The organism is Pseudomonas extremorientalis, from assembly GCF_001870465.1.
Classification (GTDB): domain Bacteria; phylum Pseudomonadota; class Gammaproteobacteria; order Pseudomonadales; family Pseudomonadaceae; genus Aquipseudomonas; species Aquipseudomonas extremorientalis.
This window is the reverse complement of sequence record NZ_MDGK01000044.1, coordinates 60,898-87,453: the sequence shown is the minus strand read 5'-3', so window position 1 is coordinate 87,453 and position 26,556 is coordinate 60,898. Positions and strand designations below refer to the sequence as shown.

Below are 26,556 nucleotides of genomic sequence, written 5' to 3'. Positions count from 1 at the left end.
TCACCAGTCGTTTTTTCCAGGAGCTTGCCCCCGTGATCACATCCCGCCTGCGCACGTTGCGCGACCACATCCGTTGGGCTGTCAGCCGTTTCCATGGGGAAGACCTGTTTTTCGGGCATGGCACTGACAATGCCTGGGACGAAGCCCGTCAATTGGTGCTCGGCGCGTTGAACTTGCCGTGGGAGATTGCCGACAGTTATCTGGACTGCAACCTGGAGGAAGAGGAAGTTTCCCATGTGCAACGTTTGCTGCACAGGCGCATCCATGAGCGCGTGCCCACCGCGTACCTGTTGAACGAGGCGTGGTTCTGCGGCATGTCGTTCATCGTCGACGAACGCGTGCTCATCCCCCGTTCACCGATCGGCGAGCTGATCGAAAACCGCTTCGAACCCTGGCTGGCGCAACCGCCGGCACGCATTCTCGACCTGTGCACCGGCTCCGGCTGTATCGGCATTGCATGTGCCTACGAGTTCCAGGACGCCGAAGTGGTGCTGGGCGACCTGTCGTTCGAAGCCCTGGAAGTGGCCAACCAGAACATCGAGCGCCATGGCGTCGATGAGCGCGTGTACACCGTTCAGGGTGACGGTTTCGACGGTCTGCCGGGCCAGCGTTTTGACCTGATCGTGTCGAACCCGCCGTATGTGGATGCGGAAGATTTCGCCGACATGCCCGACGAATACCAGCACGAACCGGAACTGGGCCTGGCCTGCGGCGATGATGGCTTGAACCTGGTGCGGCGCATGCTGGCCGAAGCGGCGGACCACCTGACCGAGAAAGGTTTACTGATCGTGGAGGTGGGCAACAGCCAGGTGCACGTCGAGGCGTTGTACCCGGAAGTGGACTTCGCCTGGCTGGACTTCCAGCGTGGTGGGCATGGGGTGTTCATGTTGACGGCGGAGCAGTGCCGCCAACATCAGGCGGTGTTTGCCGCCCGCGTTTAACCCACCTTACTGAACGAATAGGGCCAATGTGGGAGGGGGCTTGCCCCCGATGGCGGTGGATCAGTCAGCTACTCCAAATACTGACACTCAGCTATCGGGGGCAAGCCCCCTCCCATATTCAGACCTTATTTCAAGGCATAGACTCATTTCAGCGGTGGGTGGCAATCCAGATCAACAACCCCGCCTGAAACACCGTAAACGCCACCAGGCAGGTGATGGTAAAGCGCAACCCGCTGTCCTCACGCTTGAACTTGGTGACCTTTTCCTCTTCCTTGCGCAGCTTCACTTCCTGCTCCGCCAGGTTCTGCTCAGCCTGTTGCAGCATCTGCGCGGCTTCGAGAATCTCCACGAACTGCACCTTCTCGGTGTTCCAACTGTCCAGCACATCACCGACCTTGCCCGGCTGCACATTACCTTTGAGGTGTTGCACATCGGCGTAGGCCACATCAAAGCCCTGGATGCGCAGGAAGTGATCGCGGCGCAGGCGGGTGGCCTCGTTCAAGGCATCTTTGTTGGCCAGGTCGACGCCGTCGACGCGATAGTGTGACCACTTCTTCTTCGCCCACGCGGCGCCCTGGGCCACCAGGAAGCGACCGATACCCCGGTTGGCTGGTTCGATTTCCAGGCTGTTGCCCGGGCCGAAGTGCACACGGTGCTTGTCGTGGTCGACCCAGATATCCAGGTGGTTCTGCTCACGGCGCACGCGCTGCCCTGGCAGCTGGATGACCATGCGCAGCAGGCTGTGGTGTTTGTCATTGCGCTCGGCGTAGCCGAACTGCACGAACCGCAACGGTCGCACGCCAGTGGCACGGTCGGTGGCCAGGGGCGCCAGGCGCAGCATCTTGAAATGCTCGGCCTGGACATCCGCCCACGGCAGGGGCGCCGCGTCGACGGCCTCGGTTTTTTCAGCCGGGGTGTCGGCGGTGGATTCCGGTGTTGCTTCAGTGGTTGTCATGCGGCGCGATCCTGTCCAAGCCCAGCGAGCCGACAGTCTTTTTACTGTCGACCCAGGGCTTATCGGCCGGTTTTCCCAGGACTGGAGGCAAATAGTCGCTTAATGGGGTTGAAGTCCTTCGATAAAACGCACGACGCGGCTGCCCAGCTCGGCGGCGAGGGGCAGTTGCGGATCGTTGTAGGAGGCCAATTGTTGCTTCACATCGTTGGGCACGATGCGCATCACGTGGTTCATGCCTTCGATGACCGCCAACTGCGCGTCGGGCTTGGCCTTTTTCAATCGCTGGGCGTCGCTCACACCCACCTGGATATCGTGGGTGCCCTGGATGATCAGCGCGGGCATGCGCAACTGGGCGAAAGCGGCCGATGGGTCGGCACGGAACAGGCTGATCAGGTACGGCTGCACACTGGGGCGGAAAATACCTTCCAGCGGGCCAGGCACGTCGTTATCCACCTGGCCGGCCTTGAGGTGATCGAGGATCTCGTTGCTGCGCAGCAACAGGGCGGGGGGCAGGTGATCGGCCAACTGCTGGCGGATCACCTGGTCTACCGGGCGTGCGCTGCCGGACAACGAAATGACGCCGGCCGGGTCCAGTTGCGGCGCGGCGAGGGTCGCCACCAAAGCGCCTTCGCTATGACCCAGCACAATCAACGGCCCCAGGCGTGTGTCGGCCTTGAGCCGCTTGCCCCAGGCCACGGCATCGGCCACGTAGGCATCCAGGGTCAGGTTGCGCTCATCCGGCGTGGCCGCCAGGCTGGCCGCGACGCCGCGCTTGTCGTAGCGCACGCTGGCGATATTGTGCCGCGCCAGCACCCAGGCCAGACGCTTGAGGCTGTCGTTGCGCGCGCCGTCGGCACTGTTGCCGTTGCGGTCGGTGGGACCGGAGCCGGCGATGATCAGTACAACCGGGACTGGCCTATCGGATTTGGGCAACAAGAGTGAGCCAAACAACTCGCCACTGCCGGTGTCGAGGCTGATGGGCCTTTGCAGCACGACCGGGGAGGCGGCGAAGCCAACGCTGGAAAACAGGGTGAGGGTCAAAAGCAGAACTCGCAGCATCATCGCGCCATCATGGGGAAGGTGCCGGTTGGACCAAGGTCTACCGGGAAGGTTTCGAGGATGAACTACTCGGTTAGCCTGCGTATACTGGCCGCCTTAAGTTATTACGGTTGACTTGATTCAACTGATTTCACGGAGCGCCCTGCATGTCCGGCAATACCTTCGGCAAGCTGTTCACTGTCACCACCGCGGGCGAAAGCCATGGCCCGGCGTTGGTCGCCATTGTCGACGGCTGCCCGCCAGGCCTCGAACTGTCCCTGGAAGACCTGCAGCGTGACCTCGACCGCCGCAAGCCCGGCACCAGCCGCCACACCACCCAGCGCCAGGAGCCGGACGAAGTCGAGATCCTCTCCGGCGTGTTCGAAGGCCGCACCACCGGTTGCGCCATCGGCCTGCTGATCCGTAACACCGACCAGAAGTCCAAGGACTACTCGGCGATCAAGGACCTGTTCCGCCCGGCCCACGCCGACTACACCTACCACCACAAATACGGCGAGCGCGACTACCGTGGCGGCGGCCGCAGTTCGGCCCGCGAAACCGCCATGCGCGTGGCCGCCGGTGCCATTGCCAAGAAATACCTGGCCACCCAGGGCATCGTGATCCGGGGCTACATGAGCCAACTGGGTCCGATTGAAATCCCGTTCAAGACCTGGGACAGCGTCGAGGACAACGCCTTCTTCAGCCCGGACCCGGACAAGGTGCCGGAACTGGAAGCCTACATGGACCAGTTGCGCCGCGACCAGGATTCCGTCGGCGCGAGGATCACCGTGGTGGCCGAAGGCGTGAAGCCGGGACTGGGCGAGCCGATCTTCGACCGCCTCGATGCGGAACTGGCCCACGCGCTGATGAGCATCAACGCCGTCAAAGGCGTTGAAATCGGTGCCGGCTTTGCCTGTGTGTCCCAGCGTGGCACCGAGCACCGTGACGAGTTGACCCCGCAAGGCTTCCTCAGCAACAACGCCGGCGGCATCCTCGGCGGTATTTCCTCCGGCCAGCCGATCGTGGCGCACCTGGCGCTCAAGGCCACATCGAGCATCACCACGCCAGGGCGTTCGATCGACGTGCACGGCAACCCGGTGGACGTGATCACCAAGGGCCGCCACGACCCATGCGTCGGCATCCGTGCCACCCCGATCGCCGAAGCGATGATGGCCATCGTGTTGATGGACCACCTGCTGCGCAATCGTGGGCAAAACGCCGATGTGCGCGTGAGTACGCCGGTGCTGGCCCAGTTGTGACGGCGCTGCTGTGACAGCCCTCCCATACTGGCGCCTCTCCAGCTTCTACCTGTTCTACTTCGCCCTCCTGGGGGCGACCGCGCCGTTCCTGGCGCTGTACTTCGATCACCTCGGGTTCTCCAGCGCGCGTATCGGCGAGCTGGTGGCCATTCCCATGCTGATGCGTTGCGTGGCGCCCAACCTGTGGGGCTGGCTGGGCGACTACACCGGCCGGCGCCTGGCCATCGTGCGTTTTGGTGCGGTGTGCACCCTGGCGAGTTTTTCGCTGATCTTCGTCAGCCATACCTACGCCTGGCTGGCCCTGGTCATGGCGCTGCATGCATTCTTCTGGCATGCGGTACTGCCGCAATTTGAAGTGATCACCCTCGCGCACCTGCAAAAGCAGACGGCGCGCTACAGCCAGATCCGCCTGTGGGGCTCCATCGGGTTTATCCTCACCGTGGTGATCATGGGCCGCTTGTTCGACTGGTTGAGCCTGGACATCTACCCGGTTGTGGTCGTAGTCATCATGGCCGGCATCATCGGCGCCAGCCTGTGGGTGCCGAATGCGCAGCCCGCGACCCACGGCAATCGTCTGGCGGGCGACGGCTTCCTCAAGCAATTGCGCAGCCCCGGCGTACTGGCGTTTTATGCCTGCGTGGCATTGATGCAACTGAGCCACGGCCCCTATTACACCTTCCTCACGCTGCACCTCGAACACCTGGGTTACAGCCGGGGCGTGATCGGCATGCTCTGGGCGCTGGGGGTCGTGGCGGAAGTATTGATGTTCCTGGGCATGAGCCGCATCCTCACGCGCGTTTCGGTGCGTCGTGTACTGCTGGCGAGCTTCCTGTTGGCGGCATCGCGCTGGCTGCTGTTGGGGTCGTTTGCCGAGTATTTCTGGGTGTTGTTGCTGGCGCAGGTGATGCACGCTGCCACGTTCGGCAGCTTTCATGCAGCCTCGATTGCCTTTGTGCAACGCAGTTTTGGTGACCGGCAACAAGGCCAGGGCCAGGCGCTCTACGCCGCCCTGGCCGGCACCGGCGGTGCGCTGGGTGCGCTGTATGCCGGCTACAGCTGGAACCTGTTGGGGCCGACCCTGACCTTCAGTATCGCGAGCGTCGCGGCCCTGGCCGCCGCCCTTATCATCGGTCTTCGATTGCACGAGCAGAACCAAGGAACCCTTCAATGAGTTATGTCGCCGTCTACTGCGCTGCTTCACCGGACACCCCGAACAAGGTGCTGACCCACCCCGAGGATATTGCTGCGACCCTGGCCGAGCACGGCGTGCGTTTTGAGCGTTGGCAACCGGTTTCTATCGAGAAGGGGGCCACAGATGCGCAACTGATTGCGGCGTACAAGGCACAGATTCAAGCCTTGGGCTACGCGGGTGCGCAGGTGCTCAGGGTGACGGAGGATCATCTCCAGAAGGCCGAGGTGCGTGCGGGCTTTCTTGCCGAGCGCCGCTGCAGCGAAGCTGCCGCACGTTTCATCATCGCTGGCCAGGGGCTGTTTTCCCTGCACATAGGCGATTATGTATACGCCGTGCGTTGCGAGAAAAACGACCTGCTTGTGATCCCGGCCAGTATGCCGCACTGGATTGACATGGGGGAGAACCCGCACTTTGTCACACTGCGGCTGTTCAATACGCTTGAAGAATGCATACCGGAGTTCATCGAGGACGATATTGCCAGTCGTTTCCCCGGCCTGGACGACTAATCCCCACCGATCAAAAACTACAACCCCTGAAGGTTGGAAGTTGCTGTGGGAAGAAACTTAAACTTCTGTAAGGCTTGGATGTTTATGCGCGGGCCTGCGCCTTAATACCATTCGTTATGTAACCCTCTGCGACATCAATGTTTATGTCACCTGTCAATAGGAGGAATCCGAAGAGGGGGCGGCATGAGCCAGAGAAAGGAGAGGAACTAATGAGTGGCCCCAAGGAATCGTTTCTACCGCCATATTCGGTACCCAATGCAATCAGGCGACGTTTGAACCTGGCTGGCAAGGCCCTGACTCCGGCGGAGTTGGAAATCCTGCGCTGGGCTTCGGAAGGCAAGACCGTCTGGGAGATCAGCCAGATACGCGCCACGTCCGAAGCAACCGTGAAATTCCACCTGCGTAATATCTATTGCAAGCTGCAAGTGACCAATCGGGTACAAGCCGTCAATGAAGCCAGCCGCCAGGGGCTGTGTTGAACCCATGAAAAAGGGCCGCGACGCTCAATGCGTCGCGGCCCTTTTGGGTATTTCAGGCTTAAGCCGAGTGGTAGGTCGGCAAGGCAAAGCGGTTCTGGCTTTGCAGCATCGAAATCTGCGGCAACTCGCTGGCCTGTTCAGCCAGGTCGCGGCGAATGGCGCTGATGACCCAGGTCAGCTGATCGGCAGTGTGCAACTGCTGATAGGAGATCGAACGCTTGACCTGTTTACCTTCGCTGTTGCGCAGGGTCAGCAGGATGCCGCCGTCTGGACGAGGCTGGGTGGTGACATCGTAGTTGGAGAATACTGAAGCGAATTTATCTTGGATCAGGCTCATGTCTATCAGCTCCGTTGGCTCAAGTGGGCAAGCATGGAGAGATAGGTGCAGTGATTGTGCCAGCTAGTGATTTAGATAAATATCGTTATAAATCAAGGAGTTATAAAAATACAAAATTTCCGGATTCGTGCAATTTGCATGAATGGCCATCATGCATCCTGCATTTTGCGTTGCTGGGCGCGCTCGGGCAGGTGCCTCATTACTCATAATGACTCTCTCTGCTTGGCTTAATTCCTTTTTTCAGCGTTCGCTTATCGGGATACAAAACTTTTCAAATCCTGCGTGTACAGCCGAAGAGGGCCTGACGTACTTTTCTGCAAGGTTTACGAACAATAAGAAAAAGGACGTTCCCATGAGCCACCCGCAAAACGACATGATCACCTGGGGCATGATGCTGCGTAAGGTGCCGGCCATTGTTCGTGCTCTGCCTCGGGTGGTGCGCGGCATGCGGGCCGCCAATGTCACCGACCCCGCTCAGCCCTGTGGCCTGGGCTGGCAGTTTGAACAAGCCACCCTGCGCAACCCGGATGGCACCGCCTTGTTGTACGGAGAGCGCGTGCTCAGCTACAGCGAAGCCAACCAGCAGGCCAACCGTATTGCCCACCATCTGCAAGCCCAGGGCATCGGCAAGGGCGATGTGGTGGCGATCTTTATCGAAAACCGTCCCGAGTTGCTGCTCAGTGTGCTGGCCGTGGCCAAGCTGGGCGGCATCTGCGCGATGCTCAATACCGCGCAGACCCAGGCGGCGCTGCTGCACAGCCTCAACCTGGTGAACCCGGTGGCGATTGTGGCCGGTGCGGAATTGGTGGCTTCCTATGACGCGGTACGTGAGCAGGTGAGCATTCCCGCTGAACGCACCTGGTTTGTCGCGGACCAGCAAGCCACTGCGCTGCCCGATGGGTATTGTGACCTGATGGCTGCCAGCGCTGGTGGGCCGGTAGATAACCTGCCGAGTACCGCGCAGATTTTCTTCAACGACCCCTGCTTCTATATCTATACCTCCGGCACCACCGGGCTGCCCAAGGCCGGCATCATGAAACATGGCCGCTGGACCAAGACCGCGATCAGCTTCGGCAGCATTGCGCTGGACATGGGGCCGGAGGATGTTCTTTATTGCACCCTGCCGCTGTACCACGCCACCGGCCTCTGTGTGTGCTGGGGCTCGGCGATTGTCGGGGCGTCCGGTTTCGCTATCCGGCGCAAGTTCAGCGCCAGTCAGTTCTGGGAGGATGCGCGCAGATTCAAGGCGACCACCCTCGGCTACGTCGGCGAACTATGCCGCTACCTGCTCGACCAGCCAGCGGCCGAAAACGACCGTGATCACCGCGTGACCAAGATGGTCGGCAATGGCCTGCGTCCTGGCGTGTGGGCGCAATTCAAGGCGCGCTACGGCGTGGAGCATGTCTGCGAGTTGTACGCCGCCAGCGACGGCAATATCGGTTTTACCAACATATTGAATTTCGACAACACCGTCGGCTTTTGCCTGCAACACTGGGCGTTGGTGGACTACGCCCACGACACGGGTGAACCGATCCGTGGCGGCGATGGTTTCATGCACAAAGTGAAGACCGGCGGGCAGGGCTTGTTGCTGGCCAGGATCGATGAAAAGTCGCCCTATGACGGTTACACCGACCCGGAAAAAAACCGCAAGGTGATCCTCACGGATGTGTTCGAGAAGGGCGACCGCTACTTCAATACCGGCGATCTGGTGCGCAGTATCGGCTTCGGCCATGCACAGTTCGTCGACCGCCTGGGCGACACCTATCGCTGGAAGGGAGAAAACGTCTCCACCACCGAAGTGGAGAACATCCTGTTGCAACATCCGCAGATCGCTGAAGTCGTGGCCTATGGCGTGGAAATCGAAAACACCAACGGCCGTGCCGGCATGGTCGCCATCACCCCGAGCGAATCGCTGGCTGCCCTGGACATGCGTGAGTTGCTGCAGTTCGCCCACGGCCAGTTGCCGCACTATGCCGTGCCATTGTTCCTGCGGATCAAGGTGAAGATGGAAACCACCGGCACCTTCAAATATCAGAAGGTGCGGCTCAAGGAGGAAGCCTTCGACCCGGACAAGGCGGGCAATGACCCGGTCTACGCCTGGCTGCCGGGGTCGGACAGTTATGTGCCGGTCACCGGGCAATTGCTGGCGCAGATCCAGGGTGGGCATTTTCGTTATTAAAGTAGCGCTATTGATTCTGCCTATTGCCGCTTTTGACAAAAAAGCAATGACAGGGGGGAACTCCCTCGTGACACTGGGCGCCATATAAAGGACCAGACAAGGAGCCCCACATGTCAGACCAAGCCAAACAAATGACCGAAGACGAAGCCGCCGAATTTGCCGAGCAGGTCTTCGACGTTGCCCGCAAAGGCGACGCCGCCATGCTCGCTGCGCTGCTGGCCAAAGGCTTGCCGGCCAACTTGCGCAACCACAACGGCGACACCTTGCTGATGCTCGCGGCTTATCACGGCCATGCCGAGGCGGTAAAAGTGCTGCTGGAGTTCAAGGCCGATCCGCAGATCGCCAACGACAAGAACCAGCTGCCGATGGCCGGTGCAGCGTTCAAGGGCAACCTGGACGTGGTCAAGGCGCTGATCGACGGAGGCGCGCCGGTGGACGCCGCGTCTTCCGACGGCCGTACGGCGTTGATGATGGCGGCGATGTTCAACCGCGTGGAAATGGTCGATTACCTGCTGGGGCAGGGCGCCAACCCCAAGGCCACCGACGCTAATGGCGCCACCGCACTGGCTGCCGCGCAAACCATGGGCGCGGTGGATACGACGGCGCAGTTGCAGAAACTGGTGTAGGCTACGCGCCCTCAAAAGCCAGCCCGCTACAGGACCATTCCCATGAAAACCGCCCTCGTCGAACTCATCAGCAAAATCAGCGCCGGCGTCATGGGCGAGGACGAGGTGGCGCGCATCGCCGATGAGGCAGCCCAGGCCTACGCCGACCCGGCCGCGTTTCTGGCGGCCAACCCGGATATCAACTATGACGACACCTTCCCCATCCCACTGGGTGAGTGGGTGGTGGTCGGCAGCCTGCCGGACACCGTGCTGTTCCAGGCCGACACCTATGGTGACCTGTTCGCGCAGATCGTCGCGTCGTTCGGCCCGGGCGTTGCGTTCAACCTCAAGCCCAAGCAACTGGCCAAGACCGAAGACCTGACCGCACTCAACCGCATCCAGATCCAGATGAGCGCCCTCAGCCCGGAGGATGGCGGCTATGTGCTGCTCAACTTCAGCCAACTGCTGGATGATGAGATCCAGGCGGTACTGGTGTACGGCAACGACCTGCCGCGCGTGCTGGAGCTGTGCGCCGAAATCGGCATCAAGGGCGAACCGTCCCTGGAAGCGCTGAAAGTCGCGGTTCACGTCTGAAATAAAACGGAACCCCCGTGAGGGCTGACTATCCTACAAGGGCATGCCCTCACTTAGGAGCGACACCATGGGTTCCACGTTTAATAGCTTGATCGGGCTGATCATCCTCGCGCTGGATATCTGGGCGATCATCAACGTATTCAAAAGCGGCGCAAGCACGGGCGCCAAGGTGTTGTGGATCTTGTTGATCCTGCTGCTGCCGGTGCTGGGCCTGATCATCTGGGCGATTGCCGGACCACGGGGTAATGTGCGGATCTGATCTCGCACACCACCTGGCAGCTGTCGAACCCTGGCTCGGCCGCTGTCGGGCCACGGGTTTACCCTTCAATTCATTTTGTGTTTCGAAATATTCGCTGCACAAAATTTTCACATCCCTTCCAAGACAATTCGCCGGCTTTATCTTCCTGCCAAGGCCCTGTCCCAAGAGCCACTAAAGGCGGAGCGCCGGTGCACGTTCAGTAATTAATAGCCTTGCCGCCGTTGATCGGGCACCATTCGCGCCACTGCACTACTTCGTCACTTAAACTTCCAATGGGTCCTGAAACGACATGGCAAACCCGGACGCCCTGAGTCAGCAGCGAGCTTCTAATCGCCTGCTGCAACCGACCGTCAAATCCCATCTGGCGTACACGCTGCTCTGCGCACTGGTCATGATGGTGATGTTCTCCCTGCTGCGCCTGGCGCTGCTGGTCTACAACCGCGAAATGATCCTCGACACGCCGGCCTCGACCTTCCTCGAAGCGTTCGGCAATGGCCTGCGCCTGGACATTCGCCTGGTGATGTACCTGCTGGTCCCGCTGCTGTTGGCCTTGTTCAGCGTCCGCGCCATGGCTGCGCGTGGGTTCTTCCGTTTGTGGCTGACCGTCGCGTCCAGCATCGCCCTGTTCCTGGGCCTGATGGAAATGGACTTCTACCGCGAGTTCCACCAGCGCCTCAACGGCCTGGTCTTCCAATATGTGAAGGAAGACCCGAAGACCGTGATGAGCATGCTCTGGTACGGTTTCCCGGTGGTGCGCTACTTGCTGGCCTGGGCCGTGGGTACGTTGATCCTGAGCATGGCGTTCAAAGGCGCCGACCGCGCCACACGCCCGCGTGGCCCGTTCAGCGGTGGCAGCATCGGCACTCGCCAGGTCGCGCCGTGGTACACGCGCATCGCGGTGTTCGTGGTCTGCCTGCTGATCGCCGTGGTCGCCATCCGTGGCACCCTGCGCCAGGGGCCGCCGCTGCGTTGGGGGGATGTCTACACTACGGATTCGAACTTCGCCAACCAGTTGGGCCTCAACGGCACCTTGTCGCTGATCGCCGCGGCCAAGTCACGGTTCTCCGAAGATCGCTCCAATATCTGGAAGGCCACCCTCGACCAGCCGCTGGCCACCCAGACCGTGCGTGACATGCTGGTGCTGCCGCAAGAGAAACTGGTGGATACCGACATCGCCGCCGTGCGCCGCGACTACATGCCGCCGGCCGAGAAGACCCTGCCGATCAAGAACGTGGTCGTGATCCTCATGGAAAGCTTCGCCGGTCACTCGGTCGGCGCCTTGGGTCGTCCGGGCAACATCACGCCGTACTTCGACAAACTGTCCAAGGAAGGCCTGCTGTTCGACCGTTTCTTCTCCAACGGCACCCATACCCACCAGGGTATGTTCGCCACCATGGCGTGCTTCCCGAACCTGCCGGGCTTCGAATACCTGATGCAGACCCCGGAAGGCAGCCACAAGCTGTCGGGCCTGCCGCAGTTGCTCAGCGCGCGCAAGTTTGACGACGTGTATGTGTACAACGGCGATTTCGCCTGGGACAACCAGTCGGGCTTTTTCAGCAACCAGGGCATGACCAACTTCATCGGTCGCAATGACTTCGTCGACCCGGTGTTCTCCGACCCGACGTGGGGCGTGTCTGACCAGGATATGTTCAACCGTGGCCTGGAAGAGCTCAAGGCGCGTGAAGGCGGCAAGCCCTTCTATGCGTTGCTGCAAACCCTGTCCAACCACACGCCGTACGCGTTGCCGACGCCGTTGCCAGTTGAGAAAGTCACCGACCGTGGCAGCCTCAACGAGCATTTGACCGCCATGCGCTATTCCGACTGGGCCCTGGGCCAGTTCTTTGAGAAGGCCCGCAAGGAGCCTTACTTCAAGGAAACCCTGTTCGTCATCGTGGGTGACCATGGCTTCGGCAACGAGCAGCAGATCACCGAAATGGACCTGGGCCGTTTCAACGTGCCGATGCTGATGATCGCGCCAGGCATGCAGGAAAAGTTCGGCGAGCGTGACCACACCGTGGGCACCCAGATCGACATCGTGCCAACCATCATGGGCCGCCTGGGTGGCGATACCCTGCACCAGTGCTGGGGCCGTGACCTGTTGAACCTGCCGGAAGGCGATAAGGGTTTTGGTGTGATCAAGCCATCGGGCAGCGATCAAACCGTGGCATTGGTGACGGCAGATCGCATTCTGGTGCTGCCGAAGGAAATGCCACCGAAGTTGTGGGAATACGAACTGGGCGCCAACCCGACCGGTAAAGTGATTCCCGAGTCGCCGGACGAGGCGGCACTGAAGCAGAAACTTGAGTCGTTCCTGCAGACCGCTACCAAGAGCCTGTTGGATAACACCGCCGGTGTGGTCAACGGCAAGCCGGACTAATTAACCGGCCATAAAAAAGAGGCCCTTTAAAGGGCCTCTTTTTTTGCCTGGCGTTTATATACGCCCAAGCAACAACAGTACCAGCAGCACCACTAGGACAACGCCCAGGATACCTGACGGGCCATAGCCCCAGTTACGTGAGTGAGGGAACACTGGCAGACCGCCGACCAGCAGGAGGATCAAGATAATGATCAGAATGAGGCTCATGGTTTTTTTCCTTATTGGCCTTCTGCAAAGACCGGTTGTTTAACGATAGGCCCGCATATTAAAGACAGACGCCTTAACAACTCCGACTCTGGTTCTTCGCAGAAAATTCAGTATTTTTTTAAAGCATTTCGCACACAGGCTTATTTCTTTTAATGCGCTCGCAACTAAACCTATTAGTTGAAAAATATTGAACTTAGGCTATACGCGAACATCCGACCCGGCCCACGGTTTGCCAGGGGCATTCATCACTCTGATGGTGGATGGGGGCAGGAAAAACCTTCGCTACACTGCCGGTCACTTCTTCCGTGAACCACAAGGCAACTTCCTATGCAAAATCGCATGATGATCACTGGCGCCGGGTCCGGCCTGGGTCGTGAAATCGCTCTGCGCTGGGCCCGTGAGGGCTGGCAGTTGGCCTTGTCGGACGTGAGCGAGCCCGGCCTGCAGGAAACCCTCAGGCTGGTGCGCGAGGCCGGTGGCGAAGGTTTTATCCAGCGCTGCGACGTGCGCGACTACAGCCAGCTCACCGCGTTCGCCCAGGCCTGTGAGGTCAAGCTGGGCGGTATCGATGTGATCGTCAACAACGCAGGCGTGGCGTCAGGCGGTTTCTTTGCCGAGTTGTCCCTGGAGGACTGGGACTGGCAGATCGCAATCAACCTGATGGGCGTGGTCAAGGGCTGCAAGGCGTTCCTGCCGCTGTTGGAAAAGAGCAAGGGCCGCATCATCAACATCGCCTCCATGGCCGCGCTGATGCAGGGGCCGGCCATGAGCAACTACAACGTAGCCAAGGCGGGTGTGGTGGCGTTGTCGGAGAGTCTGCTGGTGGAGCTCAAGCAGCAGGAAATCGGTGTACATGTGGTGTGCCCATCGTTCTTCCAGACCAATCTGCTGGATTCCTTCCGTGGGCCGACCCCGGCCATGAAGGCCCAGGTGGGCAAGTTGCTGGAAAGCTCGCCGATTTCGGCGGCGGATATCGCCGATTACATCTATCAGCGGGTCGCGGAAGGTGAGTTCATGATCCTGCCCCACGAACAAGGGCGCATGGCATGGGCGTTGAAGCAGAAGAACCCGCAGTTGTTGTATGACGAAATGACCAGCATGGCCGACAAAATGCGCGCCAAGGCACAGGCCGCCAAAGGCTGACCGGGAAGTGGTCTGTCAGGCATTTTACCTACACATGTAAGTAGTGCCTGATTTCACGGCAAGCCATTGATGCACACCACAGCCTGCGCGCATGGTCGAGGTCCTTTCACTGTTAAAAGGACAACCGCCATGCTGGTTTTAAGCCGCGCCATAGGCGAAGTCATCTCCATTGGCGATGACATCGCCGTGCATATCCTCGAGTTGAACGGTACCCAGGTGAAGTTTGGCGTTGAAGCGCCGGCCGGGGTGCATGTGCATCGCGCGGAGGTGCATCAGAAAATCCGCGAGCGCCAGGCCGCCAGCACCCATCCGGTGCAGGTGCCCAATCTCTGACGTCAGTCGAACAGATGCTTGGGCACGTCGTGCTTGAGCATCAACTGGCACTGCTCGCTTTCCGGGTCGAACACGATCAGCGCCTGGCCCTTGGTCAGTGCCTGGCGCACACGCAGTACGCGGGTTTCCAGCGGCGTGTCGTCGCCATTGTCGGTGCCGTCGCGGGTCACGAAGTCTTCGATCAGGCGTGTGAGCGTGTCGACTTCAAGTGCATCGTAGGGAATCAGCATACAAGCCTCGGGTGATGGATCCCGGCGATCCTACTGCGCCGGGACCGTAGTTGCCAGTCTCAGGACTTGTTGCCCACCAGGCTATCCACCGACGGCACTCGCGTGTCGCTTTCCATCTGCGTCTCGTGCTCGATCTGGTGACTGAACCGGTCCAGGGAACCCTGTGCCGGCTGTGCATCGCTGGCGAACACGGGCGGGCTGAGAATGTAGGCGCCCAATAGACGACTCAGCGCCGCCAGACTGTCGATATGCGTGCGCTCGTAGCCGTGGGTCGCATCGCACCCGAACGCCAGCAACGCGGTGCGGATGTCGTGGCCGGCGGTGACGGCCGAGTGCGCGTCGCTGAAGTAGTAGCGGAACAAATCGCGGCGCACTGGTAACTCATTGTCCGACGCCAGGCGCAGCAAATGCCGCGACAGGTGATAGTCGTACGGCCCGCCGGAATCCTGCATCGCGACGCTCACCGCATGCTCGCTGGAGTGCTGGCCGGGGGCGACCGGCGCAATGTCGATGCCGACAAACTCACTGACGTCCCAGGGCAGTGCGGCCGCTGCGCCACTGCCGGTTTCCTCGGTGATGGTGAACAGCGGATGGCAGTCGATCAGCAACGGCTCGCCACTGTCGACGATGGCCTTGAGCGCGGCCAGCAGCGCGGCAACGCCGGCTTTGTCGTCCAGGTGCCGGGCGCTGATGTGCCCGCTCTCGGTGAATTCCGGCAGCGGGTCGAAGGCGACATAGTCACCGATGCCAATGCCCAGGGAATCGCAGTCGGCTCGGGTGGCGCAGTAGGCATCCAGGCGCAATTCCACATGGTCCCAGCTCACCGGCATTTCATCCACGGCAGTATTGAACGCATGCCCTGAGGCCATCAACGGCAACACGCTGCCACGGATCACGCCGTTATCGGTAAACAGGCTGACGCGGCTGCCTTCGGCAAAGCGGCTCGACCAGCAACCCACCGGCGCCAGGCTCAAGCGGCCATTGTCCTTGATGGCGCGCACGGCGGCGCCAATGGTGTCCAAGTGTGCTGATACCGCACGGTCGGGGCTGTTTTTCTGGCCCTTGAGGGTGGCGCGGATGGTGCCGCGCCGGGTCATTTCAAAGGGGATGCCCAGCTCTTCCAGGCGCTCGGCGACGTAGCGCACGATGGTGTCGGTAAATCCGGTGGGGCTGGGGATGGCGAGCATTTCCAGCAGCACTTTTTGCAGGTAGTTCAGATCCGGTTCGGGGATGTTTCGGCTCATAAAGACTCCTGATGAGGTGTGGCGAGCAGCCGTGTTGTGGCTAGCTGGCTCACCACAAGAGGTCCCCTGGTCACAGGGTTATTGAGTGGCAGGCTGGCTGTGGGGAAACAACAAATCCACAAACTTCTCCGCGGTCGGTTGCGGCTCGTGATTGGCCAGGCCGGCCCGTTCGTTGGCTTCGATAAACACGTACTCGGGTTGGTCGGCGGCGGGCACCATCAGGTCCAGGCCCACCATGGGAATATCCAGGGCGCGGGCGGCGCGCACGGCGGCGTCCACCAGCGTGGGGTGCAGGATGGCGGTGACGTCTTCCAGGCAACCACCGGTATGCAGGTTGGCGGTGCGACGCACGGCCAGGGTCTGGCCACGGGGCAGGATGCTGCTGTAGTCATAGCCAGCGGCTTTCAATGTGCGTTCGGTCTCACCATCCAGAGGGATTTTACTTTCACCGTCGGTGGCGGCCTGGCGACGGCGGCTCTGGGCTTCGATCAATGCGCCAATGGAGTGATGACCGTCACCGGTGACTTCCGCAGGACGGCGGATCGCGACGGCCACCACCTCGAAACCGATGACCAGGATGCGCAGGTCCAGGCCTTCGTGAAAGCTTTCCAGCAACACGCGGCTGTCGAACTGCCGCGCCGCTTCAATGGCTTGCTGCACCTCTTCGATACTTTGCAGATCCACGGCGACGCCCTGACCCTGCTCGCCATCCAGCGGCTTGACCACGATGCGCTGGTGCTCATCGAGGAACTCCAGGTTGTCATCCGCGCTGCCCGCCAGTTGCTGCGAGGGTACTTTCAAACCGGCGGCCTTCAGCACCTTGTGCGTCAGGCTTTTGTCCTGGCACAAGGTCATGCTGATCGAGCTGGTCAGGTCGCTCAAGGACTCACGGCAACGCACACGGCGCCCGCCATGGCTCAGGGTGAACAGCCCGGCATCGGCGTCATCCACCTGTACATCGATACCGCGCCGATGGGCTTCCTCGACGATGATCCGCGCATAGGGGTTGAACCCCGCCTGCGGGCCAGGGCCGAGGAACAACGGTTGGTTGATCCCATTCTTGCGCTTGATCGCAAAGGTGGTCAGCGCGCGAAAACCGAGCTTGGCGTAGAGATTCTTGGCCTGGCGGTTATCGTGCAGCACCGACAGGTCCAGGTAGCTCAGGCCACGACTCATAAAGTGTTCCACCAGATGGCGCACCAGTACTTCGCCCACGCCGGGGCGCGTACACAGCGGGTCGACCGCCAGGCACCACAGGCTGCAACCGTTTTCCGGGTCATGAAACGCCTTCTGGTGATTCAGCCCCATCACGCTGCCGATTACTGCGCCGCTGTCTTCATCTTCCGCCAGCCAGTACACCGGGCCGCCCTGATGGCGCGGCGTGAGGCGTTCAGCGTCGACCGGCAACATGCCGCGCCCCTGGTACAGTTGGTTCACCGCCAGCCAATCGGCCTCGGTCTGCACCCGCCGGATGCGGAAGCCGCGAAATACCCGGGTAGCCGGGCGATAGTCGCTGAACCACAGGCGCAGCGTGTCGGAGGGGTCGAGAAACAGCTGCTGGGGATCGATGCCCAGGATCTGCTGGGGCGCCGCCACGTACAGAGCAATGTCACGCTCACCCGGCTGCTCATGGAGCAGTTCCTGGGCCAGGCTGGCCGGGTCGGGAAAGGTATGCCCGATCAGCAACCGGCCCCAGCCGCAATGCACCGCAATCGGCTCGGCGGCCAATGGGCTGCCGTCTTCCGCCAGGCGCGCCTGCAGGCGCTCGTAGGTCGGCGCCTGGCCCTTGATCAAGCGTTGGCTATAGGCCGCTGCGAGAGGTTTCATCAATCAGATTCCTTGTTCGCTGAGCCACAGGTTCAGCGCTGCCAGTTGCCACAGCTTGGAGCCACGCAACGGCGTCAATTGGCCCTGCGGGTCGGTCAACAAGCGGTCCAGCGCGGCGGGGTTGAACAGGCCGCGATCCTGGCTCGGGTCGAGCAGCAGTTCGCGTACCCAGTTCAAGGTATCGCCCTGCAAGTGCTTGAGGCCCGGCACCGGGAAGTAGCCCTTCTTGCGGTCGATGACTTCGCTCGGAATGACCCGGCGCGCCGCTTCTTTCAGCACTTGCTTGCCGCCATCGGGCAACTTGAATTTACCTGGCACGCGGGCCGACAGCTCTACCAGGCGGTAGTCCAGGAACGGCGTGCGCGCTTCCAGGCCCCAGGCCATGGTCATGTTGTCGACGCGTTTGACCGGGTCGTCCACCAGCATCACCGTGCTGTCCAGGCGCAGGGCCTTGTCCACCGCCGCATCGGCGCCGGGCATGGCGAAATGTTCGCGCACGAAATCGCCAGCCGCGTCGTTGGCGGTCAGCCATTTGGGCGCGACAGTGGCGGCATAGTCGTCGTAGCTGCGGTCAAAAAATGCATCGCGATAAGCCATATAGGGATCGGCGGCACCGTCGACCTGCGGGTACCAGTGGTAACCGGCGAACAACTCATCGGCGCCCTGGCCGCTTTGCACCACCTTGCAGTGCTTGGCCACTTCCCGCGACAGCAGGTAGAAGGCGATGCAGTCATGGCTGACCATCGGCTCGCTCATGGCGCGGAAGGCGGCAGGCAGTTGCTCGATGATCTCACTTTCGGCGATGCGCAATTGGTGGTGGCGCGTACCGTAGTGTCTGGCGATCAGGTCCGAGTACTGGAACTCATTGCCGGCCTCGCCACCGGCGTCTTCAAAACCGATGGAAAAGGTCGACAAATCCTGTACGCCGACTTCACGCAGCAGGCCGACGAGCATGCTCGAATCGACCCCACCGGAGAGCAGCACACCCACATCCACCGCAGCGCGTTGACGGATGGCCACGGCTTCGCGAGTGCTGTCGAGCACGCGGTCGGTCCAGTCTTCCAGGCTCAGTTTTTTTTCATCTTCGCGCGGGCCGTAGGGCAGGGTCCACCAGGTTTGCTGTTCAGTCTTGCCGCTGGCATCGATACGCATCCAGCTGGCCGGCGGCAGTTTTTCGATGCCCGCCAGCAAGGTGCGTGGTGCCGGCACCACCGCATGGAAATTCAGGTAGTGATTCAGGGCTACCGGATCGAGGATCGGGTTGATATCGCCGCCCTTGAGCAGCGCCGGCAAGGCCGAGGCAAAGCGCAGGCGCTGGCCGGTGCGCGACAGGTACAACGGCTTCACGCCGAGGCGGTCGCGGGCGATGAACAGGCGCTGGGCATCACGTTCCCAGATGGCGAAGGCAAACATGCCATTGAGCTTGGGCAGCAGTGCCTCACCCCAGGCGTGGTAACCCTTGAGCAACACTTCGGTGTCGCCGCCGGAATAGAAGGCGTAGCCCAGGGCTTCCAGCTCTTCGCGCAATTCCGGGAAGTTATAGATCGCACCGTTGAAGGCCAGGCTCAGGCCCAGGTGCGAATCGACCATCGGTTGGGCCGAGCCGTCCGACAGGTCCATGATTTTCAGGCGCCGATGGCCCAGGGCTATCGGCCCCTGGGCATGAAAGCCCCAGGCGTCGGGGCCTCGCGGGGCCAGGTGATGGGTGATGCGTTCAATCGCCGCCAGGTCGGCAGGTTGGGCATCGAAACGTAATTCTCCAGCTAATCCGCACATAAATTCCTTACCGGTTTTTCCGTTGGGGAGCATAAAACTCAATACGCCCAAAAGGGCGCGTACCCAGAAACTGACACGGGGCTATTCGTGGAGTTTTAGATCAATCGGTTATAAGCGGAGTGGGTCTGTCGCAAGGCGGTATACAAATACCCGGTTTTGACCCAGGCCAGGCTTATCGTTTGGCGTCATGTTCAGCTGGCTGAGGAAACATGCCGATGACGCAAAACCGCGATTTGAGTGAGGTCGCCGCAGGGGCGACCCAGGATGAGCTGGACAGGGCATTGCTCGACATGACCGCCGACCTGGACAAGGCGCAGGTTTTGCGCAAAAACCTGCCGCACTGGTTGGTTGAGGCCGACGCTTCGATACTCACGGCCCTTGAGCAGGCGCATATCGACAGCAAGGCGATCCGTGAGAACGTCCGTTATCTAATACAGCGCCTGGAATCGCTGGATCAATACTGCGCAGAGCGCTTGACCAATTTTCTGCGGGCCAAAGGGGTTGAGTCGCCGGATGTCAGGCAAGACCTGCTGGAGTTGCCCAAACGTAAGCTCACCGGCGTCAGCCCTGACCTGGGCGGCGGCTTGCACCAGACCGTTACCTACACCAAGCAGAGCCTGCTGCACGCGGCGATGCAGAATTTCTCCGAAGAGCGCGCCGAGCCGGGGGGCATGTCCGTCGTAGCGGTGGTGCGCTCTGCGGCCACCAGGCAGCCGATGGTCGGGATGACGGTGCCTGAATTTGTCGGTTATTGCCGGGAGCTGGACCTGGGGGCCCTCTATCAAAAACACATCGAAGAGGTCTTCGACCTGCCCGACCCGAAAAGCAAAGAGGAAGTCAGCTCCTACAACCAGGCTGCCGTCAGTATTGGCCTGGGCAAACTCATGGACATGCGCACGGATCTGCATATTGCCTTGTGCAAGGGGCATATCGAAGCCGGGACCTATGCCCGGTTGCTCAAGCTGATCGGTTTCGACCGTCCGGCCAGTGAGCTCAAGAGCAAGGTGCCGGGCAACGGTCTGACTACGTGGCAAGGCGTGAACATCGATGACACCTGTGTGTGGAGTGTATTGGTGTTTTCCGACAGCGTACCGGGCAGCCTGGATACCGGCCCCTTTATTGTCTACATGCCTAACGAACCCTCTAGGCCCTGGTACGAGTACCCGACGCTGGAAGACTTCAAGCTGTACTTGTCCTTGAAGCTGCAAATCAAGAGCTACCGGACGTTTTTCGAAGGGTACCTGGATGAGTCCAACCGCCTGGATTTTTTCGAATCGTTCGACATGACGCGCAAGGTTGGCCAGCTGCGCGCCTTACCCGTCACGACCAGCCTGACGGGGTTCTTCTTCCAGGCATTCGTCGGCAAGATTCAATTGGATGCGTTAGTGCTGGCGGTGCCCAAGGCCCAGGTCGACCAGCAAGCCAGTGAAGAGCGCACGCAGCGCTATCTGGACCTGGGGCTGGACCTGCTGAATGTGGCGGCGTTGGTGGTGCCGGTGTTGGGTCAGTTGATGCTCGGGGTAGCCATCGGACAGCTGTTGGGGGAAGTGTTCGAGGCCGTCGAGGACTGGCAGCACGATGAACATACCGAGGCCCTCAGGCATCTGGTGAATGTGGCCGAAAACGTCGCGGCCATGGCTTTGTTTGTGGCAGGGGGGCGGGTCGTGGGGACGTTGAAGCGCACCCTGACAACCTCTACGGAGTTCTTCGAGAAGTTCGAAACCGTCACCACTGCCGACCAGGGCCAGAAACTCTGGCGGCCACGGCTCAATGCCTATCGACAGCCTGAGCCGGTCGCACGCCAGACCGTGGCCAGTTCTCGCGGCGTCTACCAAGTCAACGGCCGCTCTTACATCCGGATGGGGGGAAACCACTATTCGGTTGCCTTCGATACCAAACTGCAGAAGTGGCGGGTTATTCATCCACAGCGCCCGCAGGCTTACCGCCCGACGCTGGAGCACAACTTCCGTGGTGGCTGGCAGCATGTCTACGAGCGCCCCTTGCAATGGGAAGATCCCGTCTACAGCCTCAGGCGACTGGATCCAAGCCTTGAGGAATTGCCCGCTGAGCCGTTGTCGAACCTGGCAACCCTCACAGGAATGACCCTGCCACACTTGCGGGCATTGGGCAGTGCCTACGAGCCGTTACCCGAGCGTTTTCATGACAGCGTGCTGCGCTACAAGCAAAACGACAGGGTCCGTGAACTGATGGAGTACCTGGCGCGTGGTCAACGTCCGGATGCGAGTACCGCACGCGTCCAATTGTTCGCATTGCCGCTGGTGCCTGGCTGGCCCCAGGGACGTTTTTTCGAGGTGCTGGACGAGGAGGGCGAACTGCTGGAAAGGCATCCGGAAACAGCACCTTTCGATTATGAGGACCTGAGCATCCATATCACCCGCAAGGAGTTGAGGGAGGGGCGGGTCATGGACACCTTGCTGGAGCATCTGAGCGACGAAGAGCGTGTCGACCTGTTGGGCAAGGGCGTGGCGGAAGACGACATGCGCAGCACACTGGAGCGGCGTCTGTTGGACACCCTGCGTAGCCGGCATCAAACCGTGCTTGATCGTTTGTGCACCTATTACGCCGGTGTTGCTCTGAACGAGTTGGTGCCGTTGTGCGAACGCTTCAAACAACTGCCGCCCCGTGTGGCGTGGGAGCTGTACTCACAGGCCACATTGTGGGAGCGCCGGTATTTGCGCACCACTGGCCGAGTACCACTGGTGCTTGCCCAGCGGGCACGCGAGGCGGTGGACCAGTTGGAGCAGGACCGCGCGCTGATGGGCCTGTACTGGCCGGAGTTGGCGGGGGACGGCACCCGACGCGTGGCCGTCGGTATGCTGGAGCGAATGCCCGGCTGGCCCCGAGACCTGGCATTGCAGGTACGCAGGCACACCCTGAGCGGGGAGGTGCTGGCCGAGACGGGCGCTTCAACAGCTGCGACGCAGAGGACCCTGGTCAGTACGCCCCAGGGGTATCAGGCATTCGATCAAAAAGGCAAGGCCCTGGGGCCGGTCGCGACAGGCGCGGACGGCTTGTACACGGCGCTTTTCGATAGCCTGCTGCCACGCCAGCGTATTGCATTGAAGCTCCAGGCCGAGAATGAGGCCGCCGACTTGCGGGGCCGCCTGCGTGCCACCACGGTGCATGAGCGTGAAAGCGTCGCCCGTTACCTGTGGCCGGAACGCGGGCTGCTGGAAGAAGAACCGCTGATCTGTACCCAGTCGGCGCGGGGCGAGGCAGAGCATTTTCCGGCGGCGTTGGTGCGTAAGGTCAACAAGCTTTATCCCTTGTTCAGTCCGTCGCAGGTCAACGATTTCTTGCGCGATGCGGGCCATGATCACCTGTCTCGTGCCAAGGCGGTCCAGGCACGTGAGCAGGAGTTTGAAGCGCTGCACACGGCACTCAAACGCTGGCGTGCCGAGAGGTCTGTCAATATCGTGCAGGCCGACCCCCTGTGGGACTATCGATTGAGTCGCCACCAGGCGGCGAAAAGCATCGAAAAATGCTGGCGACGGATGTCGACCCTGCCCGATGAGCGCGCCAGCCAGGTTCCAGGGCTGTTGCTCGATGATATGGTCATCGGCCCTCTGCCGACATTACCCGCACAGGTGCGCTTCGATCACGTCGAGCATTTGTCATTGCGCCGTTTGAACCTGACCGACGATGTGGCGTATTTCCTCAGCCACTTCAAGGGGCTGCGCACCCTTGAACTGGGCGAAAACCAGATTACCCGGCTACCTGAAGCCCTGTCGCACATGCCGGGCCTGGAGCGGTTGTACCTGAGCAACAACAAACTCCAGCTCACCGAATACACCCGTGCCAAGCTGGCCGATCTAACGCGCCTGAAGGTGTTGAGCCTGGCGGATAACCCGCTGCTGGACCCGCCGGATATCAGCCGTATGTTCGCGCTGCGCAGCCTGGTGTTACGCAACTGCCGGCTCAAGGAACTGCCCAGGGACCTGTGGCGTCTGCCTTATCTTGAACACATCAATTTGCGCGCCAATGACATCAGCGTGCTGCCGGAGTGGCTATTGCGCGTGCCGCGAAACGTTGCCCTGGGTGTCAACTTGCGGCACAACCCGTTATCGGCTCAAAGCCAACTGGCCCTGAAAAATTACCGGCAAGCGTACGGTCCGGGCATGGGGTTCCTGGAAGATGATATTGCGCGTTTGAACGAGCAGAGCGCACGCGAACTGTGGCTGGCGGACGAACGGATGGCGGGCTATGCGGCGAAGAAAGTCACGTGGACGGGCCTCAAGGACGATCACCGGTCGGACGCCCTGTTCAAGTTGCTCGCGGAACTGGGCGGCACCAAAGACGCCGAGTTCGTGCGTGAGGACCTGCAGCGCCGCGTATGGCGCGTGCTGGAGGCTGCCGCAATGAACAGCGAACTGCGTGAGGAAGTATTCGAACGGGCCGCCACGCCGATCAATTGTGACGATGCCGCCGCCGTCAACTTCAGCAGCCTGGAAGTCCTGGTGGAAATCAGCGATGCCAAGGCCCTCATCCAGGGGCGTGCGCTGACGCCCAGGCCGCTGTTGAAACTGGGTCGTGGCCTGTTTCGCCTGGAGCAGTTGGAGGCGATTGCGCGCCGTCACAGTGGCCTGCATCCTGCCGCCGATCCATTGGAGGTCAGCCTGGCTTTCCGCACAGGGCTGGTCGGCGAATTCTATTTGCCCGGCCAGCCTCGGCACATGCGTTATTCGCGGCTGGGGGAGGTCACTCAGTTGGCGCTGGATGAAGCCAAGGCTGAAGTCACGCTGGCCGAGCTGTCCCCCGAGCTGATGACGTATCTCAAGAAGCTGCCGTTCTGGACCGACTACCTCAAGCGTGCCCATGCGGCTCGCTTCGAGGCCTTGAGCTCGCCCTATGACGAGCGCCTCAATGACATCTTCGAGCAAAGCCTGGTACTGAGCGATGCCGATTACCGTAGTCGCATGCACACCGTCCTCAGTGAACGGGAGCAGGCCGAAAGCGTGCTGATCGAGCGCTTGACCGAGGACGCCATCAAGGCCGAAGCGCTGGGCTCCGTGTGTGAGGTCCCAGCCGGTTGATCACTCGACCTTGCCGGTGGTGGCGCGGATCAGCGCCCGCACGGCAAACCGATTGGGGTGGCAGGCGTCAGCCACGGCGCGCGGCACCGGCAGCGGCTCGTTGTCCAGCCAGGCGGCGAGCAACTCCGCACTCAACGGGGCGGTGATCAGCCCCCTTGAGCCATGGCCGCTGTTGACGTACAGCCCGTCCAGCCAGGGGCAAGCGGTGCCTGGCACTTGCCGGGCGTCCTTGCGCAGGGCGGCGTAGGCCTGGTCGAACGCCTGGCGGTCAGCCAATGGTCCCACAATCGGCAGGTAATCCGGGCTGGTGCAGCGGAACGCGGCGCGACCTTCCAGGGTCGCCGGCTCCAGGGTGTCGGCGCCTAGGCGCTGGGCCAGGTCCTCGGAGATGCCCATGAGCAGCTCCAGGTTTTCGGCATGTTCAGCGGCGGTGGGCGTAAGGTCATCGCTTTTGAAGTCGAAACTGGCGCCCAGGGTGTGTTCGCCCAGGCGTGGCGGGGCGACGTAGCCTTCGGCACACACCACCGTGGCCAGGGCCTGGCTGTCGGCGGTCTGCGGCAAACGGGTGATCTGCCCGCGAATGCGCTTGAGGGGCAGGTCGGCGAACCGCTGGACTTCGGCGGCGCCGGCCAGCACCGCCACGCTGGCGCTGGCCAGCAGGTGTTCACCGTCCCAGGCTTGCCACTGGCCGTCGACATGACGCAGGTCGAGCACATCGTGGTGGGTTAGCACGGTCACGCCCGGTTGATGGGCTTGCCACTCGCACAATGCCGGTGGGTGCACCCAGCCGCCTTCGGGGAAAAACAGCCCACCGTGCGCCAGTGCGATACCGGCGCGGGCCTGGGCCTGGTCGCGGTCGAGCAGGTGCAGCAAGTCCGGCGCGAAGGCAGCGGCCAGTTGCGCCTGGCGCTGGGCCTCCTTGGCATCGAAGGCCAGTTGCAGCACGCCGCAACCGTCCCAGTCGACGCCGCGATGCAAGTGCTCCAGCACTCGACGGGTATAGCCGAACCCGGCCACGATCAACTGCGACAAGGCAGTGCCGTGGGCCGACAGTTTCAGGTACAGCACGCCCTGGGGATTGCCGGAGGCTTCCCGCGCCACGCCGTCATGGCGCTCCAGCAGGCTGACTTGCCAACCCCTGGCCGCCAGGCTGGCCGCCGTCGCACAGCCCGCCAGGCCGGCGCCGATCACCAGTGCGTGGCGGTCACCCGTAATGGCGGGCGGCCTGGCGAACCACGGCTTGGCCGCGGCCGGTACCGGCGTGTCGGTCGGCCAACCGAGAAACTCCCCGCGCAGGATCTCCCACTTGTGGCCAATGCCCGGCGTACGTTTCATCTTGAACCCGGCGGCATTGATCAGCCGACGCACCCAGCCGGTGCTGGTAAAAGTGCTGATGGTCGAACCCGGTGCCGCCAGGCGTGCCAGTTCGGCAAACAGCTCGGCGGTCCACATATCCGGGTTTTTCGCCGGGGCGAAGCCGTCCAGGAACCAGGCGTCGATCTGCGCGTCCAGTTGGGGCAGTTGCTCCAGGGCGTCGCCGATCAGCAGGGTCAGGGTCACGCGGCCGTTATCCAGCACCAGGCGCTGGAAGCCCGGATGGATGGCAATGTATTGCGCCAGCAGTTGTTCGGCGAAGGGTTGCAGTTCCGGCCAGAGCAGCAGGGCGCGTTGCAGGTCGGCATGGCTGAGCGGGTACTTTTCCACGCTGACGAAATGCAGGCGCGCACCGGCCACGGCGTGTTGTTCGAACAGTTGCCAGGCGCAGAGGAAATTCAACCCCGTGCCGAACCCGGTCTCGCCAATCACCAGCCGCCCACCGGCGGGCAGCGCGGCAAAGCGCTCCCGCAAACGGTTCTGTTCCAGGAACACGTAGCGGGTTTCTTCAAGGCCTGACTTATCGGAAAAGTACACATCGTCGAAGATCCGCGAGTGCGGGCGACCTTGGTCATCCCAGTCGAGTTGGGCGTGGGTGATGGGATTCATGGGCGGCTCGGTAAAGGCAAGGCCGCCATTCTAGCCGA

The 26,556-nt window shown here is 61.4% G+C and carries 22 protein-coding genes; 13 read left to right on the top strand and 9 right to left on the bottom strand.

Translation table 11 applies throughout. The annotated features are described in order from the left end of the window. The first annotated feature begins 32 nt into the window (after positions 1 to 32). Positions 33 to 941: a 50S ribosomal protein L3 N(5)-glutamine methyltransferase gene (gene prmB, locus BFN10_RS17715; RefSeq protein ID WP_071490767.1), complete on the top strand. Its 909-nt coding sequence runs from the start codon at positions 33 to 35 to the stop codon at positions 939 to 941. A 148-nt stretch (positions 942 to 1,089) separates the two neighbouring features. Here prmB and BFN10_RS17710 read toward each other — a convergent pair whose 3' ends face one another. Further along, entirely contained in the window at positions 1,090 to 1,896 is an 807-nt protein-coding gene (locus BFN10_RS17710; protein WP_058424625.1) for a hypothetical protein, read from the bottom strand. A 99-nt stretch (positions 1,897 to 1,995) separates the two neighbouring features. Then, positions 1,996 to 2,958, bottom strand: a complete 963-nt coding sequence (locus BFN10_RS17705) for an alpha/beta hydrolase (RefSeq protein ID WP_071490766.1) — start codon at positions 2,956 to 2,958, stop codon at positions 1,996 to 1,998. 143 nt (positions 2,959 to 3,101) lie between these two features. Here BFN10_RS17705 and aroC point away from each other — a divergent pair, with 143 nt between their 5' ends. The 4 genes from aroC (at position 3,102) to BFN10_RS17685 (ending at position 6,370) form a co-directional block, all read left to right on the top strand. Beyond that, positions 3,102 to 4,193 (top strand): chorismate synthase, encoded by a 1,092-nt coding sequence (gene aroC / locus BFN10_RS17700; protein WP_071490765.1) that lies wholly within the window; start codon positions 3,102 to 3,104, stop codon positions 4,191 to 4,193. A 10-nt stretch (positions 4,194 to 4,203) separates the two neighbouring features. Continuing rightward, positions 4,204 to 5,364: an MFS transporter gene (locus BFN10_RS17695; RefSeq protein WP_071490764.1), complete on the top strand. Its 1,161-nt coding sequence runs from the start codon at positions 4,204 to 4,206 to the stop codon at positions 5,362 to 5,364. Further along, a complete protein-coding gene (locus tag BFN10_RS17690; RefSeq protein WP_071490763.1) occupies positions 5,361 to 5,891 on the top strand; it encodes an acireductone dioxygenase in 531 nt (176 codons plus the stop codon). The genes BFN10_RS17695 and BFN10_RS17690 overlap by 4 nt, the downstream gene beginning before the upstream one ends. Positions 5,892 to 6,100: 209 nt before the next feature. Then, complete coding sequence (locus tag BFN10_RS17685; protein WP_071490762.1) at positions 6,101 to 6,370, top strand: response regulator transcription factor; 270 nt, start codon at positions 6,101 to 6,103, stop codon at positions 6,368 to 6,370. Between the two features lie 58 nt (positions 6,371 to 6,428). Here the strand turns inward: BFN10_RS17685 and BFN10_RS17680 are convergent, their stop codons facing one another. Continuing rightward, entirely contained in the window at positions 6,429 to 6,707 is a 279-nt protein-coding gene (locus tag BFN10_RS17680; protein WP_003172952.1) for a DUF3509 domain-containing protein, read from the bottom strand. Positions 6,708 to 7,059: 352 nt separating this feature from the next. On the opposite strand from BFN10_RS17680, the gene BFN10_RS17675 reads away from it, so the two are divergent. From BFN10_RS17675 to BFN10_RS17655, 5 genes are all read left to right on the top strand, one after another. Further along, positions 7,060 to 8,886, top strand: coding sequence for a long-chain-acyl-CoA synthetase (locus BFN10_RS17675; RefSeq protein WP_071490761.1), 1,827 nt, complete (start codon positions 7,060 to 7,062; stop codon positions 8,884 to 8,886). A gap of 110 nt (positions 8,887 to 8,996) precedes the next feature. Continuing rightward, positions 8,997 to 9,512: an ankyrin repeat domain-containing protein gene (locus BFN10_RS17670; protein ID WP_071490760.1), complete on the top strand. Its 516-nt coding sequence runs from the start codon at positions 8,997 to 8,999 to the stop codon at positions 9,510 to 9,512. Positions 9,513 to 9,554: 42 nt separating this feature from the next. Next, positions 9,555 to 10,085, top strand: a complete 531-nt coding sequence (locus BFN10_RS17665) for a hypothetical protein (RefSeq protein ID WP_071490759.1) — start codon at positions 9,555 to 9,557, stop codon at positions 10,083 to 10,085. Positions 10,086 to 10,152: 67 nt separating this feature from the next. After that, a complete protein-coding gene (locus tag BFN10_RS17660; protein ID WP_003192770.1) occupies positions 10,153 to 10,344 on the top strand; it encodes a PLDc N-terminal domain-containing protein in 192 nt (63 codons plus the stop codon). 289 nt (positions 10,345 to 10,633) lie between these two features. Beyond that, entirely contained in the window at positions 10,634 to 12,721 is a 2,088-nt protein-coding gene (locus tag BFN10_RS17655) for an LTA synthase family protein (RefSeq protein WP_071490758.1), read from the top strand. 54 nt (positions 12,722 to 12,775) lie between these two features. On the opposite strand, the gene BFN10_RS17650 is transcribed toward BFN10_RS17655, so the two are convergent. Beyond that, a complete protein-coding gene (locus BFN10_RS17650) occupies positions 12,776 to 12,928 on the bottom strand; it encodes a DUF3309 family protein (RefSeq protein WP_015885095.1) in 153 nt (50 codons plus the stop codon). Between the two features lie 327 nt (positions 12,929 to 13,255). On the opposite strand from BFN10_RS17650, the gene BFN10_RS17645 reads away from it, so the two are divergent. Together BFN10_RS17645 and csrA are read left to right on the top strand one after the other, a co-directional pair. After that, positions 13,256 to 14,071: an SDR family oxidoreductase gene (locus tag BFN10_RS17645; protein WP_071490757.1), complete on the top strand. Its 816-nt coding sequence runs from the start codon at positions 13,256 to 13,258 to the stop codon at positions 14,069 to 14,071. 129 nt (positions 14,072 to 14,200) lie between these two features. Next, a complete protein-coding gene (gene csrA / locus BFN10_RS17640) occupies positions 14,201 to 14,404 on the top strand; it encodes a carbon storage regulator CsrA (protein ID WP_071490756.1) in 204 nt (67 codons plus the stop codon). Between the two features lie 2 nt (positions 14,405 to 14,406). On the opposite strand, the gene BFN10_RS17635 is transcribed toward csrA, so the two are convergent. The 4 genes from BFN10_RS17635 to BFN10_RS17620 all read right to left on the bottom strand — a co-directional run bounded on the left by BFN10_RS17635 (position 14,407) and on the right by BFN10_RS17620 (position 19,481). After that, positions 14,407 to 14,634, bottom strand: a complete 228-nt coding sequence (locus BFN10_RS17635) for a YheU family protein (protein WP_003192759.1) — start codon at positions 14,632 to 14,634, stop codon at positions 14,407 to 14,409. A 59-nt stretch (positions 14,635 to 14,693) separates the two neighbouring features. After that, positions 14,694 to 15,878: an osmoprotectant NAGGN system M42 family peptidase gene (locus tag BFN10_RS17630; RefSeq protein ID WP_033900901.1), complete on the bottom strand. Its 1,185-nt coding sequence runs from the start codon at positions 15,876 to 15,878 to the stop codon at positions 14,694 to 14,696. A gap of 78 nt (positions 15,879 to 15,956) precedes the next feature. Beyond that, the gene (ngg, locus tag BFN10_RS17625; protein ID WP_071490755.1) at positions 15,957 to 17,705 is read right to left on the bottom strand and encodes an N-acetylglutaminylglutamine synthetase; all 1,749 of its coding nucleotides are present in this window, start codon (positions 17,703 to 17,705) and stop codon (positions 15,957 to 15,959) included. 3 nt (positions 17,706 to 17,708) lie between these two features. Continuing rightward, positions 17,709 to 19,481 (bottom strand): N-acetylglutaminylglutamine amidotransferase, encoded by a 1,773-nt coding sequence (locus BFN10_RS17620; protein WP_071490754.1) that lies wholly within the window; start codon positions 19,479 to 19,481, stop codon positions 17,709 to 17,711. Positions 19,482 to 19,696: 215 nt separating this feature from the next. On the opposite strand from BFN10_RS17620, the gene BFN10_RS17615 reads away from it, so the two are divergent. Then, complete coding sequence (locus BFN10_RS17615) at positions 19,697 to 24,535, top strand: NEL-type E3 ubiquitin ligase domain-containing protein (RefSeq protein ID WP_071490753.1); 4,839 nt, start codon at positions 19,697 to 19,699, stop codon at positions 24,533 to 24,535. Here the strand turns inward: BFN10_RS17615 and mnmC are convergent, their stop codons facing one another. Continuing rightward, positions 24,536 to 26,518, bottom strand: a complete 1,983-nt coding sequence (mnmC, locus tag BFN10_RS17610) for a bifunctional tRNA (5-methylaminomethyl-2-thiouridine)(34)-methyltransferase MnmC2/FAD-dependent 5-carboxymethylaminomethyl-2-thiouridine(34) oxidoreductase MnmC1 (RefSeq protein WP_071490752.1) — start codon at positions 26,516 to 26,518, stop codon at positions 24,536 to 24,538. It lies immediately after the preceding gene. Between the last annotated feature and the right edge of the window lie 38 nt (positions 26,519 to 26,556).